Source organism: Pseudomonas sp. A-B-19 (assembly GCF_019947515.1).
In the GTDB taxonomy this organism is placed as follows: Bacteria; Pseudomonadota; Gammaproteobacteria; order Pseudomonadales; family Pseudomonadaceae; genus Aquipseudomonas.
In genome coordinates, this window is record NZ_JAGYGN010000007.1 from 221,717 (window position 1) to 234,841 (window position 13,125).

Consider the following 13,125-nt stretch of genomic DNA (forward strand, 5'->3'; position numbering starts at 1 on the left):
GTAAACGACACGGTCGGCAGCCTGAAGCTGTCCCTGTGGGAGCGGGCTGTCTTGCGGACCGTGTGAAATCGGAAGTGAGTGTTTACGCGACGACGGGCGGGGCGCGGGTACGGGCGCCGGGAAAGAAGGTTTGCCGGGCATGGCCCAGGCGTGGGGAGGGCGTGGTGAATGTGTTGACGGGCGAGATGACGAAGTTGGCGAAAGACACGCCACCGGTCAGCGCCGGGCAATTGAACAGCAGGCTGCAATAGCCGCACTTCTCCCAGAGCACATGCTGACCCGGGGCCGGTGGGCAATGCTCGGCGGCGGTTTGCGTGCCGTGGTCGGCATGCTCCATCGCCGACATGTCCATGCTCATGCCCGTAGGCATGCTCATCGACATGGCGCGCGAATCCATCGGCATCGACTGAGAGATCAGCGGACCGATAAAGATCATCAGCATGGCGAACAGGCTGATCCAGCTGCCGCGTGTCAGGCTCAATGCTTGACTGCGTGGCCTGGATGACCTGGCGCTAAGCGGGCGCATGGGCGTTTTCAGCTCAGGCGATCAAGGCTTGTGCACGTGCGCTTGCATGGTATCCGGCGCCTGCTTCTGCACCGCGACTTCGACCGTCACGTCACCGGACTTCTCGAAGTGCAGCGTCATGGGGAAGCGCTTGCCGTCAGTGAGCAGGCTGCGGTCCTTGAGGTCCAGCAACATCACGTGATAGGCCATCGGCGCGAAAGTGACCTCGTCTCCGGCGGGCACTTCCACATTCTGTACGTGCTGCATTTTCATCATGTCGCCTTGCATCACGTGCTCATGCAATTGCGCTTCGCCCGCAATGGGGGTGTCGACGCTGAGCAGGCGGTCGTCGGTCGTGCCTTTATTGCTGATCACGAAATACGCCGCAACGGTGGGCGCATTGGGTGGCAACTCCTGGGACCACGGATGAGCGATTTCCAGTTCGCCGACCTTGTATTCGTGGGCATTGGCAAAGCAGGCAGGCAGCAGCAACGCAGCCAGAACGATGAGTTTGTTCAACATGGCAGTTCTCCGGAACGATTTAAAACGCAGTCAATTGCGAGAAAAAATCACACCAGAGGGGAAGCCCGGGGGTTGAGACTCGGCCATTGCTGGCGCGGTGACGGGCTTTCGAGGGAGGTGGCGGGCAGGCTTCGGTTGGATTCGAAGCGGGCGAAATACAGCTGTGGCGAATGCCCTGGCAACGCCACCAATGGCGCAGAACCGGAGCAGCACCAGCAATGCTGCATGTTGGAATGATCGTCGTTTTTCGGGGTTTTCTGTTCAAGGTCCCCGATGGAAATCGCCACCATTCTGGTGCCGCTGGAACTGCAGAAGCTGCCCCACAACAACTGTTCGGCAGGTGTGTTAGCCGTTTGTGCCATCGCTCCGGACACCGGCATGGCGAGCATGTTGAACAGCACTGCGAAGCAGGCTATCCAGGCAATTGCAAGCCGTTGTCGGGACATGGGACAAATCCGTTTGGGTGGGTGATCAGGCGCGGGCTATTTAGCCTGATCAGGGCCGATAAGTAAAAAGACGGTGTGCGGTTTGGTGTCGCAGCGTAATCAGACAGCGATGGCATGCAAGCGCAGACCCAAGGCTTTCATGACTTTCATGATAGTCGCGAATTCCGGATTGCCACTACTGCTCAGCGCTTTGTAAAGACTCTCGCGCCCCAGACCGGCATCACGGGCGATTTGTGTCATGCCCTTTGCTCGGGCGATATCGTTGAGCGCTGCACGTATCAGCACGCCGTCTCCGGCGTCTTCTTCAAAGCAGGCATCCAGATACGCCGCCATTTCCTCCGGCGTTTTGAGAAACTCGACGGCATCAAAACGGGTAAATTGTTCGGCCATGATTTACTCCTCATTACCGATATTGTGTGCCATTTGAATAGCACGTTTGATATCTCGTTTTTGAGTCGACTTGTCACCCCCGATCAACAGCAAGTAAATCACCTCATCTCTACGAGTGAAGTACATCCTGTAGCCTGGGCCGTAGTGAACGCGCATCTCATAAACCGCAGCACCTACAGATTCACAATCACCAAAATTTCCATACTCGGCTGCCCGGAGTCTGGCGATTATTCGAGCTTTGCCAGTGGTGTCCCTCAGTGAGTTGAGCCAGTCAGCAAATACTTGGGATCGCTCAAATTCGACCATATTGAATCGTATTCCTTGGGATACAGGGTGGCAAGCGGCACTTTCCTTTGGGCGAGACCATTCATCCCTGTGGATGTTGGGTGCGCTTGATTGGTTCAGGAGGAGGTGAACTATAGGATTGAGGCCCTAGAGTAGATAGCCAGCTATGTCTGGGATTGTTGCCAGTGGAATCACAGGATTTAACAGGTCTCAGGAATAGTCCTACATCTGTAGGGCATCCAGCATATCTGCCACCGAGCCAAACTCCTGTTCCACACTTGGCAATTCGGGGCGCTTCAGGACAATCACCGGCACCCCACGCTCACGCGCCACTTCCAGCTTCGGCTCGGTGGCCGTGCTGCCGCTATTCTTGCTGATCAGCACGTCGATGTTTCGCCGTTCGAACAACTCACGTTCATCGTCGATCAGGAATGGCCCCCGTGCGCCGATCACTTCGCAGCGCTCGTTGCCCGGATACAGATCCAGTGCGCGCAGGGTCCAGAATTGCTCCGCCGGAATTTCATGCAGGTGTTGCAGAGGCTCCCGCCCGAGGGTGAACAGCGGTCGTCGGAAGGGCTTCAAGGTGTCTATCAGTTCGGCCCAATCGCTGACTTCCCGCCAGTCATCACCCGCCTGGGCTTGCCAGGCCGGACGCCGTAGCGCCCAGCAGGGAATACCGCTCAAGCGTGCGGCGGTCGCAGCGTTCTGGCTGATTTGGGCGGCGTAGGGGTGAGTGGCATCGAGCAGCAGATCGACGCCTTCATCGCCAATGAAGTGCGCCAGGCCCTCGGCACCACCGTAGCCACCGACGCGAACCTGGCATTGCAGATCGGTCGGTACCCGACCGACACCGGCCAGGCTATAGATATGCTGCGGCCCCAGCGTGCGGGCAATGGCCATGGCTTCGGTCACGCCACCGAGCAACAGGATGCGCTTCATTGAAAGGCTCCCGCATGGCCAACGATCCCGCCCTGGCGATCGATGGCAAAGACTTCCACCTGAACCTGCGCCGGTACCACGCTGCGGGCAAAATCCAGGGCGTGTCGGCAGACTGCATCCCCCAGGGCGACCCCGGCTGCAGCGGCCATGGCCAGTGCCTGCTGGCTGGTGTTGGCCTCGCGGATGCTCTGCTGCAACGCCGCATCGGCGCCGACCTGCGCCGCCCATAGCGCCAGTTGCGGCAGGTCAATGCTCGAATGGCGACTGTGCAGATCCATGTGCCCGGCCGCCAGTTTGCTGATCTTGCCGAAACCACCGCACAGGCTGAGTTTTTCCACCGGTACTTTGCGCAGGTGCTTGAGCACGGCGCCAACGAAGTCGCCCATTTCGATCAGGGCGATTTCCGGCAGGTTGTAGACCCGGCGCATGGTGTCTTCGCTGGCGTTGCCGGTGCAGGCAGCGATGTGCAGGTAACCGTTGGTTTTCGCCACGTCGATGCCCTGGTGGATCGAGGCGATGTAGGCCGCACAGGAAAACGGCCGGACGATGCCGCTGGTGCCGAGTATCGACAAGCCGCCAAGAATGCCCAGGCGCGGGTTCATGGTTTTCAATGCCAGCACCTCGCCGTTCTCGACATTGACCGTGACCTCGAAGCCGCCGCTGTAGCCGAGTTCGTCGGCCAGCCGGGCCAGGTGTTCGCTGATCATTTTGCGCGGCACCGGGTTGATCGCCGGTTCGCCGACACCCAGCACCAGCCCGGGCCGGGTCACTGTGCCCACGCCGCGACCGGCCTTGAAGCGAGTCCCGGGTTCGCTACTCAGGCGCACCTGGGTGTAGAGCAGGGCACCGTGGGTCACATCCGGATCGTCGCCGGCATCTTTGAGGGTTCCCGCTTCGGCGCCGTCCTCGGTGAGGCGACAGAACTCCAGGCGCATCTGCACCTGTTTGCCCTTGGGCAACACGATCTCCACCGCGTCGGCCGATGTACCACCCAGCAGCAGGCGTGCGGCGGCGAGGCTGGTGGCCGTGGCGCAACTGCCGGTGGTCAGGCCGCTGCGCAGTGGTGCGGGGTGTTCGGCGGTTTCGTCACGCATCGAAAGGTTTCGTCACGACCAGCAAGGTAATCGGCAAGGCCTGGCGCCAAGTGTCAAAGTCGCCCAGCGGTTGTGCTTGTGCGATATGAATGCGCGTCAGCTCCCCGCCGTGTTGCTCGCGCCAGGCCATCAGGGTCATTTCACTTTGCAGGGTGACCGCGTTGGCGACCAGCCGGCCACCGGGTTTGAGTTCGGCCCAGCAGGTGTCGAGCACGCCTTCGCGGGTGACACCGCCGCCGATGAAAATCGCATCCGGCCGTTCCAGCCCGGTGAGGGCCAGCGGCGCACTGCCGCGAACCAGTTGCAGGCCGGGAACGCCGAGCGCATCGCGGTTGTGTTCGATCAACGTTTGTCGGACAGCATCCGCCTCGATGGCCAGTGCACGGCAACTGGGGTGCGCGCGCATCCATTCGATGCCGATCGAGCCACTGCCGGCGCCGACGTCCCACAACAGTTCGCCAGGGACCGGGGCCAGGCGCGCGAGGGTGATGGCGCGCACATCGCGTTTGGTCAGTTGGCCGTCGTGCTGGAAGGCCGAGTCCGGCAGGCCGGCCAGTCGCGACAGCCGCAGCGTGTTCGGCTCGGTAACGCACTCGATGGCGATCAGATTCAGGTCGGCGATCAACGGATCGTTCCAGTCGCTGGCGATACCGTCGATACGCCGCTCGGCTTCACCGCCCAGGTGTTCCAGCACGGTGAGACGGCTAGGGCCAAAGCCACGTTCGCGCAACAGGGCCGCGATAGCGGCGGGGCTACGGCCGTCGTTGCTCAACACCAGCAAGCGCACGCCACTGGACAAGTGGGCGTTGAGTGCGGCGACGGGCCGGGCAACCACCGAAAGGGTGACTACGTCCTGCAAGGGCCAACCCATTCGTGCTGCGGCCAGCGAGCAGGAAGAGGGAGCAGGCAGAATCAGCATCTCCTCGCTGGGCAATTGCCGGGCGAGACTGGCGCCGACGCCGAAGAACATCGGGTCGCCACTGGCCAGGACGCAGACGGGTTCGCCACGGTGCGCCAGCAGCGACTCCAGGCAGAAGGGACTTGGCCACGGCTGGCGCTCGCCGCGTATGCACGGCGGGAGCAAATCCAGATGTCGCTGGCCGCCGAAGATCTTCGAGGCGCGCAACAGTGCATGCCGGGCGTTTTTGCCCAAGCCCTTGAAACCGTCTTCGCCGATGCCTACTACCGTCAGCCAGGGTGTCATGCCGTTCCTCAATCACGCGTTCCACGTTGTTGGGCGGCATGATAGCGCGGGTTCCTTGAGCTGACTGCCTTCTCTTCCCTGACAAAGATGGCCGGACATGAAATGTTGATGATGTTTTTTTAGCCGGGATTTTTTTGTTGTTAGGGTGGCAGTCGCCTGGGTGCGCAAGTCCTCAGGTTCAATCAACCCATGCCAGGAAGGCAGGTAACCCATCATGGACACAACCTTTAATGACCCACATCGCAGCGCCGGTTCACCTCGGGGGCTGGATGCCGCTGTGCTCGACAACACTTTGCTGGCCTATTTTCACGGTCTGTCCCGAGAGGACAAGCAGTACATCAAGAACAGCATGCGCTGGGCGGAAAATCGTGCTGATCTTCGTCATGACCGCGAGCGGGATCCGGCGCAATGGTTCGAGCTCTATTCAGGGGGGCTCTGGTCGGTCGGCTGGAGCCTGGAGCATCAACCGGTGATCGTCATCGATAGCCACCACACAGGCAGTCTGGTGGACACCTGGTCCAACGCTTTGTCGACGCAGGTGAGCCGAGCGAAATTGAGCCTGATCAAGCAAGCGTTCGGCCAACTCGAACACAATCGACCAGCGCTGGAATTGATGACGTCCTGTGCCCGTCAGTCGGGGGATTTTCGCTTTTTGCCGGCCGAGTACAACCGCACCGGCGAACTTGAAATACTGGTCACCCATGTTCGCTTGCTCAGTTGGAACTGGAACACCAGTGTGCTGTTCTGGGAGGTGGAGTCTGCGCAAGCGCAACTGGATATCCGGGTGCGACGCTTCTCAGCCAAACCACGGGAGATGAACAAGTACCGTGAAACCCTGAGTGAGGCGGTGAAAGCCATGCGCTTGCGCGAGATCGCACTGACGACCTGAGGAGCATTCCGACCGGAGTCTTTTCATGCGGTGAAGCAAAGCAGGCATAATACCGCGCACTTTCGCCGTGAACTGCCTCTCCACCTGAACGGGTCCGCCTTGAACGAACGTCCGCTGTCCGCTGCCTTACGCCCCTCGGCTTGCCCGGGGTTACTGCGTATTGTGCCGGCGCTGGATGGCGGCATCTGCCGGATCAAGTTGAACGGTGGTTCGATCAGCAGCCTCCAGGCCGAGGCCGTGGCGGCTGCGGCCGAGCGTTACGCCAGCGGAGCGATCGAGGCGACCAACCGGGCCAACCTGCAGATCCGCGGCATTGGCCGTGAGCAAGCGGCGTTGGTCGACAGTCTGTTGGCTGCCGATCTGGGGCCGCGCACGGCGGCTGGTGACGATGTGCGCAACCTGATGCTCAGCCCCGGCGCCGGGATCGATCGGCGCATGCTGTTCGACACTCGCCCGCTGGCAGGGCAGATCCTCGCCACGCTGCAAGGCCACGAAGCGTTCCACGACCTCAGTGCCAAGTTCGCCGTGCAGCTTGATGGCGGTGAAGACCTGACAATGCTCGAACATCCCCATGACCTGTGGCTCTCGGCGTTTGAACAATACGGTGAACGACGGTTCGCGTTCGGTCTGGCGGGATGCCCGACGGACAGCCCCGCCGGTTCGGTTGCGCTGGCCGACGGGCACGCGCTGGTGGTCGCGGTCCTTGAATTGTTCCTTGAACTGGCGCGCCCCGAGCAGACGCGGATGCGCCATCTACTGACCGGGTATTCGCTCGAGGACGTTCTGCTTCGGCTGGCTGAGCGAGTATCGATGCAAGCGGTTGTCGGTTGGCAGCGGGTTTCGGGCGCCAGTGATGTGCACATCGGCGCACATCCCCAGGCCGAGCCTGGTGTTGTCTATGTGGGGGCTGTCCCGCCGCTGGGTCGGCTGGATCCGACGATGCTGCGGGGTGTGGCGCAACTGTCCCGCGAGTTCGGTGATTCCAGTCTGCGCTTCACACCCTGGCAAAGCCTGCTGCTGCCCAACGTCCACGCGAAAAACGCTGCCGAGGTCATTCGGCAATTGCAATATCTGGGCTTGCAGTGCGAAACCGATCAGCCATTGTCCCGGTTGATTGCCTGCACCGGTTCCAACGGATGTGCCAAGGGGGTGGCCGAGACCAAGGGTGATGCCCTGAAATTGACCGAATTGCTGCAGCGTCACGGACAAGCGCCGAACGTACATTTGAGCGGTTGCCCACGTTCCTGCGCCGCGGCGCATACGGCGCCCGTCACCTTGCTGGCCGTCGCCCCCGGTCACTACGATCTCTATTTACGCGATGCAGCGCAGCCGGGTTTCGGCGCGCTGCACGCACGCAACCTTACTATTGAAGCGGTCGCGGCCTTGCTCGACGCCCGCTCACGGAGCCCCCTTGATGCTTGATTACATCCGCGACGGTCAGGAGATCTATCGCAACTCCTTCGCGATCATTCGCGCCGAGGCTAACCTCGACCGCATCCCGGCCGATCTGGAGAAACTCGCGGTGCGTGTGATCCACGCCTGCGGCATGGTCGAGGCCATCGACGGTTTGCAGTTTTCCGAAGGCGCGGGCAAAGCGGGGCGCGATGCGCTGGCGGCCGGTGCGCCGATCCTGTGCGATGCGCGGATGGTCTCCGAGGGCGTGACCCGCGCACGCTTGCCGGCGAACAACCAGGTGATCTGCACCCTGCGCGATGAGAGCGTTCCGGAGTTGGCCCGTGAATTGGGAAATACCCGCTCAGCGGCTGCGCTGGAATTGTGGCGCCCGCACCTGGAAGGCAGCGTGGTGGTCATCGGCAATGCGCCGACGGCGCTGTTCTACTTGCTGGAAATGCTCGACGCCGGTGCGCCGAAACCGGCGCTGATCCTTGGTTTTCCAGTGGGCTTCGTCGGCGCCGCCGAATCCAAGGCAGCGCTGGCGGCTGACAGCCGTGGCGTGCCTTTTGTCATCATGCAGGGTCGCCTGGGCGGTAGCGCCATGGCCGCCGCCGCCGTCAATGCCCTCGCTACGGAGATCGAATGATGCAGCAACCTGGACGTTTGATCGGCCTCGGCGTCGGCCCCGGTGATCCGGAACTGATTACCGTCAAGGCCCTGCGTTTACTGCGCGAATCCCCGGTGGTGGCGTACTTCGTGGCAAAGGGCAAGAAGGGCAACGCCTTCGGCATCATCGAATCACACCTGCAAGACGCACAGAATTTGTTGCCACTGGTGTACCCGGTGACCACCGAAGCCTTGCCGGCACCGTTGTCCTATGAGCAGGTGATCAGCGACTTCTACGATGACGCTGCGCAAGAACTGGCCGCGCATCTCGACGCGGGCCGTGATGTGGCGGTGATCTGCGAAGGTGATCCATTCTTCTACGGCTCCTACATGTACCTGCACGACCGGCTCGCCGAACGTTACCAGGCTGAAGTCGTGCCCGGTGTGTGTTCGATGCTTGGCGGCGCCTCGGTACTCGGTGCACCGCTGGTATATCGCAATCAGAGTCTGTCGGTGTTGTCCGGTGTGCTGCCGCACGACGAACTCAAGCGTCGCCTGGCCGATGCCGATGCGGCGGTGATCATGAAACTGGGGCGCAACTTTCCCAAGGTCCGCCAGGTGCTGGAAGAGCTCGGCCTGGCCGAGCGTGCGCTGTACGTCGAACGCGCGACTATGGCCAATCAGAAGATCGTGCCGCTGGATCAGGTCGAGCCGATGTCCTCGCCGTATTTCTCGTTGATCATCGTTCCCGGCGAAAGGTGGCAAGGCTGATGACCCGTTTAGTTCCGGCGATTGTCATTCTCGGCAATGGCAGCCTCGCTACCGCGCGCAGCATCCAGCAGGTGTACCCCGAAGGCCTGATCCTCGGCCTGGCCGGACGGGTCGAAGGTGCGGATCGGGTCTATCACGAATTCGGCGCGACTCTGCGCGAACTCTATCAGCAGGGCACGCCGATCATTGCCCTGTGCGCGGCCGGGATCGTGATTCGCACGCTGGCGCCCTTGTTGCTGGAAAAAGGCGCCGAACCACCGGTATTGGCGGTGGCTGAAGACGGCAGCGCCGTGGTGCCACTGCTGGGCGGCCTCGGCGGGGTGAATGTGATGGCGCGGGAAATTGCCGTTGCGCTTGAAGTCGCTGCGGCGATCACCACCAGCGGTGAGTTGCGTTTCGGCACCTGCCTGCTCAACCCGCCCAGCGGTTATGCCCTGGGCGATCTGGAACTGGGCAAGCGCTTCGTTTCCGATCTGCTGGCCGGCGAAACGGTGCGCATCGAAGGTGAGGCCCCGTGGCTGGCGCAGGCACAGTTGCCCGAAGATGCACAGGCCCGATTGGCGGTGCATGTCGGTCATGCCGAACGGGCACCCGCCGCCAACGAATTGTTGATCTACCCGCGCAATGTGGTGGTCGCTGTTGATGCTGGCCTGGTGAATGTGGCGGGGGCGATCCGCGAGGCGTTGCATCAGGCAAGAATCGCCGTGCAGTCTCTCGCCTGCCTGTTGGCCGCCGACACCGAAATGGCCAGCCCAGGGCTGCGGGAAGCCGCGCTTGAATTGGGTGTACCGCTACGTTTTACCAGTGCCGAGGGTGATCTCGGCGAGCGCCTGCGCTTGGCTATCGGTGAGTCCGTCAGTCTTCATGGCGACGATACGCTGGCCATCGCGGTGACCGCTCAGCCACGGGATCCGTTGCAGATTGGCCGGCCTCGCGGACGCCTGGCCGTGATCGGTCTGGGGCCTGGCGCCGCGGAACTGATGGTGCCGGCAGTGAAGGCTGAACTGGCCCGCGCCAACGACGTATTGGGCTACGAAACTTACGTGCGCATGGCCGGGCCGTTTCGCGCCGATCAGGTGCTGCATTGCACTGACAACCGCGAAGAGATGCAACGCGCCCGTCACGCTTTCGAACTGGCGGCCCAGGGGCGTTCGGTGGTGGTGGTTTCTTCAGGGGATCCTGGGGTTTTCGCCATGGCCGCTGCGGTGCTGGAAGCACTTCACGAGTCCACTGATGCCCATTGGCACAATGTCGACCTTGAAATCCTGCCGGGTGTGTCTGCCTCGCTGGCAACAGCGGCCCAGGCCGGTGCACCGTTGGGTCATGACTTTTGTGTGCTGTCGCTGTCGGACAACCTCAAACCCTGGGCAATCATCGAAAAACGCCTGGACCTGGCCGCTCAAGCCGATCTGGCGCTGGCCTTCTACAACCCGATCTCGCGCTCTCGTCCGTGGCAATTGGGTCAGGCACTGGACATCGTCGCCCGGCACCGCGTGCCTGAGACGCCAGTGGTGCTCGGCCGGGATATCGGGCGTCCAGGGCAGACGCTACGGGTCACAACCCTTGGCCAGTTGTCGCCAGATCAGGTCGATATGCGCACCATGGTGTTGATCGGCTCATCCCTGACCTGCGTTTTTCCACGCGCCGGAGGCGGGGACTGGGTCTACACGCCACGTTGGTATGGCGTGAAGCCTTAGTCATGATTGAACGCGGCCCGTCCGGGTCGCGTTCAACGCCAGGAAGTTGGTCGTTATATAAGCTTTGGACTAGCTTTAATTGTTGTTTCTGAAATTAATTGAATTCCTTGTCGTTTGATTAACTCCGGTGGTGGCGTTAGTTTGATGTCACGCCCCAGTGGCGTTTAATTAATTTGAAGGGAATCAATAAAGTGACTGAAGTTGCCAATCAGAAAATGGATGCTGTCGAACGTATTGCGTTAATTGAAGAGAGTAATGAGTTTATTGCTCAATTGCCGAAAGTACGCTCGTTTACGGCGTCTTCCGCTGCACAATTGCCCATCGACAAAGATGAGTTGAATGCCGCGATCATGGGAACGGGTATTGCCGGTTTTGATGAGGGCATGTCCAAGCGTAGCAAACGTATAGTAAAGAATACCTATATGTATGCAGACCTGGTGGCCTTGCTTAAATATCCGGCAGCCAGTCAGAAAGAACAACGTTACAATGAGTTCATGAGATTGATGAAGTTGGCGGGCTGGTTTGCTTTTAGTGAACCTTACAATCGCTATCGAGCGTCCTCCCAAAAACTGACCATGGATAATGTAGCGCTGGGAGTTCTTCATGCTGCGGTGGGCGCTGCCGTCAGCAAAGGCGCGGCAGCACTCAGCGTACTGTCCAAAGTGGCCGATAAGACCATGGAGGCGTTGAAGAGTGAGCCTGAGGCACTGAGGCTTTTCGAAAACAACTCGAAAAAAGCCGAGGGTGGGAACTTCTGCATGTCGACTGCTCTTGAGGGGGCTGACGGCGATATCACCATGGCCATTGCCGCTGTCCAGTACTTCGCCAAAGCGCAGCCGACCAAAGTGCTGTTTATGGAGTGGAGTACATCCAGTGTCGAGATCTACAACGGCGCGGCCACCATGCACATGGATGAAGAGGACTACTTGATGGTCGAGCCATTGCTCTTGAAAGCATTGGCCGAACACCGTCAAAAAGCACTCACCTATGAGTTTGGCGCAGTCTGAGTCTCATGAGAATCAGAGGCACAAGCCTCTGATTTTTTGACGGGAAAGAATCAATGAACACGGGTTTTAAATTCACAACTTGCATGTGTGCAGGCAGCCTGATTCTGGTGGAGGACGAGTTGACCGGACCAGACAGGCAGGATGGCCTGGACGCACTACTTTACGCGCACACGGTGGCCTCTAATAAGTTCCCCGACTTCAGGGCGATTGACGACTGGACGCAAGCGAACAAGATGGCCGTCAGGACGTTGGGCGCGACCTTGTTCAGCGATACCCATGTCAGCATTCCGGTATCGCTACCCGACAGTTTTACTTTGAGTGAGTTGTTGCAGCGGGTCGCGGGGCAGGTAGTGCCTTCTGCGGCATCAAGGTCGCTGCTGGCAAGCCTGGAACGACTGTCACGCCAGGATTCGGCTTCAGCACCGAATGAGTTAATGCGCCGGCATACCTTGCAGCAAGAACGGTGGATACGGTTGCAGGTGGGCGTGATGTCGGCGGGCACCCGCATGAGCGTCTTCACGATGGCCTTCGAGTATGGCGAGCCGGTTGCGGGCAATCTTGCAGCGCAGCGCTTCAGCCGACAAAAAGTAAATGCAAACCTGACCGTCAGTGGCTATCAGGCACTCGTGGAGCAGGAGGATTACGACCTGTCCCGGGCGACAGTCATTTCATTGCTGGGGAGTCGACGCCAGGAACAGGTCATTGAATTGATTTGAAAAAGGGCGGGCTCGAAAGCCATGGCCATTAGGGCACCAGATACCCCTTCACGCCGGTGAAAATGATCTGTGCCGCCAGAGCGCACACGAACAACCCCATCAACCGGCTGACGATCTGCAGCCCCTGGTCGCCAAGAATGCGCTCGATACGACCGGACAGATACAGCACCACGCCCACGGTAAAACTGGCCAGGGCAATACTGACAATGGCCGTGAGTTTGTCATCCCAGTGCGGCTGGCTCACGCCCATTACCAGCAAGGCACCGATGGTGCCGGGGCCGACCGTCAGCGGAATGGTCAGCGGGACGATGGTCACATCCTGCTGCACGTTGTCGGTTTGTACCGCCGATTTGCCTTGTGCCATCCCGAGTGCCGAGATGAACAGGACACTGCCTGCGCCGATGCGGAATGCGTCCACGGTAATGCCGAAAACACTGAAAATCACTCGGCCGAACAAGTACAGCAGCACGCTGGAGACCAAGGTGGCGAGCGCTACCTTCCAGGCCAGCCGACGCTGTTCCTTGCGCGAATAACCACGGGTCAGGCTGATGAAGCAGGACAACACGAAGAATGGGCTATAGAGCACCAGCATCTTCAGGTAAACGCTGAACAACACATGGAGCATGGTGCCGGGCTCACTGGCGAGGGAAGACGGGAGA

At 60.4% G+C, this 13,125-nt stretch carries 16 protein-coding genes; 7 read left to right on the top strand and 9 right to left on the bottom strand.

The window, feature by feature from the left end; all coding sequences use genetic code 11:
* Nucleotides 1–82: 82 nt before the first annotated feature.
* From KGA81_RS10735 to cbiE, 8 genes are all read right to left on the bottom strand, one after another.
* Nucleotides 83–526: a DUF2946 domain-containing protein gene (locus KGA81_RS10735; protein WP_223545776.1), complete on the bottom strand. Its 444-nt coding sequence runs from the start codon at nt 524–526 to the stop codon at nt 83–85.
* Between the two features lie 21 nt (nt 527–547).
* Entirely contained in the window at nt 548–1,027 is a 480-nt protein-coding gene (locus KGA81_RS10740; RefSeq protein WP_223545777.1) for a copper chaperone PCu(A)C, read from the bottom strand.
* Between the two features lie 47 nt (nt 1,028–1,074).
* Nucleotides 1,075–1,473: a DUF2946 domain-containing protein gene (locus tag KGA81_RS10745; protein WP_223545778.1), complete on the bottom strand. Its 399-nt coding sequence runs from the start codon at nt 1,471–1,473 to the stop codon at nt 1,075–1,077.
* A gap of 99 nt (nt 1,474–1,572) precedes the next feature.
* Nucleotides 1,573–1,863, bottom strand: coding sequence for an addiction module antidote protein (locus KGA81_RS10750; RefSeq protein ID WP_007994260.1), 291 nt, complete (start codon nt 1,861–1,863; stop codon nt 1,573–1,575).
* 3 nt (nt 1,864–1,866) lie between these two features.
* Nucleotides 1,867–2,169 (bottom strand): type II toxin-antitoxin system RelE/ParE family toxin, encoded by a 303-nt coding sequence (locus KGA81_RS10755; RefSeq protein WP_223545779.1) that lies wholly within the window; start codon nt 2,167–2,169, stop codon nt 1,867–1,869.
* 201 nt (nt 2,170–2,370) lie between these two features.
* On the bottom strand, nt 2,371–3,087 hold the full coding sequence (locus tag KGA81_RS10760; RefSeq protein ID WP_223545780.1) for a cobalt-precorrin-6A reductase: 717 nt from the start codon (nt 3,085–3,087) through the stop codon (nt 2,371–2,373).
* Complete coding sequence (locus tag KGA81_RS10765; RefSeq protein ID WP_223545781.1) at nt 3,084–4,181, bottom strand: cobalt-precorrin-5B (C(1))-methyltransferase; 1,098 nt, start codon at nt 4,179–4,181, stop codon at nt 3,084–3,086. Before KGA81_RS10765 ends, KGA81_RS10760 begins: the two co-directional genes overlap by 4 nt.
* The gene (gene cbiE / locus KGA81_RS10770) at nt 4,174–5,385 is read right to left on the bottom strand and encodes a precorrin-6y C5,15-methyltransferase (decarboxylating) subunit CbiE (protein WP_223545782.1); all 1,212 of its coding nucleotides are present in this window, start codon (nt 5,383–5,385) and stop codon (nt 4,174–4,176) included. The genes KGA81_RS10765 and cbiE overlap by 8 nt, the downstream gene beginning before the upstream one ends.
* Before the next feature lie 214 nt (nt 5,386–5,599).
* On the opposite strand from cbiE, the gene KGA81_RS10775 reads away from it, so the two are divergent.
* The 7 genes from KGA81_RS10775 (at nt 5,600) to KGA81_RS10805 (ending at nt 12,466) form a co-directional block, all read left to right on the top strand.
* Nucleotides 5,600–6,274 carry a hypothetical protein gene (locus tag KGA81_RS10775; protein WP_223545783.1) on the top strand — a complete coding sequence of 225 codons (675 nt, stop codon included), beginning with the start codon at nt 5,600–5,602 and terminating at the stop codon, nt 6,272–6,274.
* A 99-nt stretch (nt 6,275–6,373) separates the two neighbouring features.
* Nucleotides 6,374–7,696 carry a precorrin-3B synthase gene (cobG, locus tag KGA81_RS10780; protein WP_223545784.1) on the top strand — a complete coding sequence of 441 codons (1,323 nt, stop codon included), beginning with the start codon at nt 6,374–6,376 and terminating at the stop codon, nt 7,694–7,696.
* The gene (locus tag KGA81_RS10785; RefSeq protein ID WP_223545785.1) at nt 7,689–8,315 is read left to right on the top strand and encodes a precorrin-8X methylmutase; all 627 of its coding nucleotides are present in this window, start codon (nt 7,689–7,691) and stop codon (nt 8,313–8,315) included. Before cobG ends, KGA81_RS10785 begins: the two co-directional genes overlap by 8 nt.
* Nucleotides 8,315–9,046 (top strand): precorrin-2 C(20)-methyltransferase, encoded by a 732-nt coding sequence (locus KGA81_RS10790; protein ID WP_223545819.1) that lies wholly within the window; start codon nt 8,315–8,317, stop codon nt 9,044–9,046. Before KGA81_RS10785 ends, KGA81_RS10790 begins: the two co-directional genes overlap by 1 nt.
* Entirely contained in the window at nt 9,046–10,743 is a 1,698-nt protein-coding gene (gene cobJ / locus KGA81_RS10795; RefSeq protein WP_223545786.1) for a precorrin-3B C(17)-methyltransferase, read from the top strand. The genes KGA81_RS10790 and cobJ overlap by 1 nt, the downstream gene beginning before the upstream one ends.
* 191 nt (nt 10,744–10,934) lie before the next feature.
* On the top strand, nt 10,935–11,750 hold the full coding sequence (locus KGA81_RS10800) for a hypothetical protein (protein ID WP_223545787.1): 816 nt from the start codon (nt 10,935–10,937) through the stop codon (nt 11,748–11,750).
* Nucleotides 11,751–11,803: 53 nt separating this feature from the next.
* On the top strand, nt 11,804–12,466 hold the full coding sequence (locus tag KGA81_RS10805) for a hypothetical protein (protein ID WP_223545788.1): 663 nt from the start codon (nt 11,804–11,806) through the stop codon (nt 12,464–12,466).
* A gap of 28 nt (nt 12,467–12,494) precedes the next feature.
* Here KGA81_RS10805 and KGA81_RS10810 read toward each other — a convergent pair whose 3' ends face one another.
* A complete protein-coding gene (locus KGA81_RS10810) occupies nt 12,495–13,091 on the bottom strand; it encodes a MarC family protein (RefSeq protein ID WP_223545789.1) in 597 nt (198 codons plus the stop codon).
* Nucleotides 13,092–13,125 lie beyond the last annotated feature (34 nt).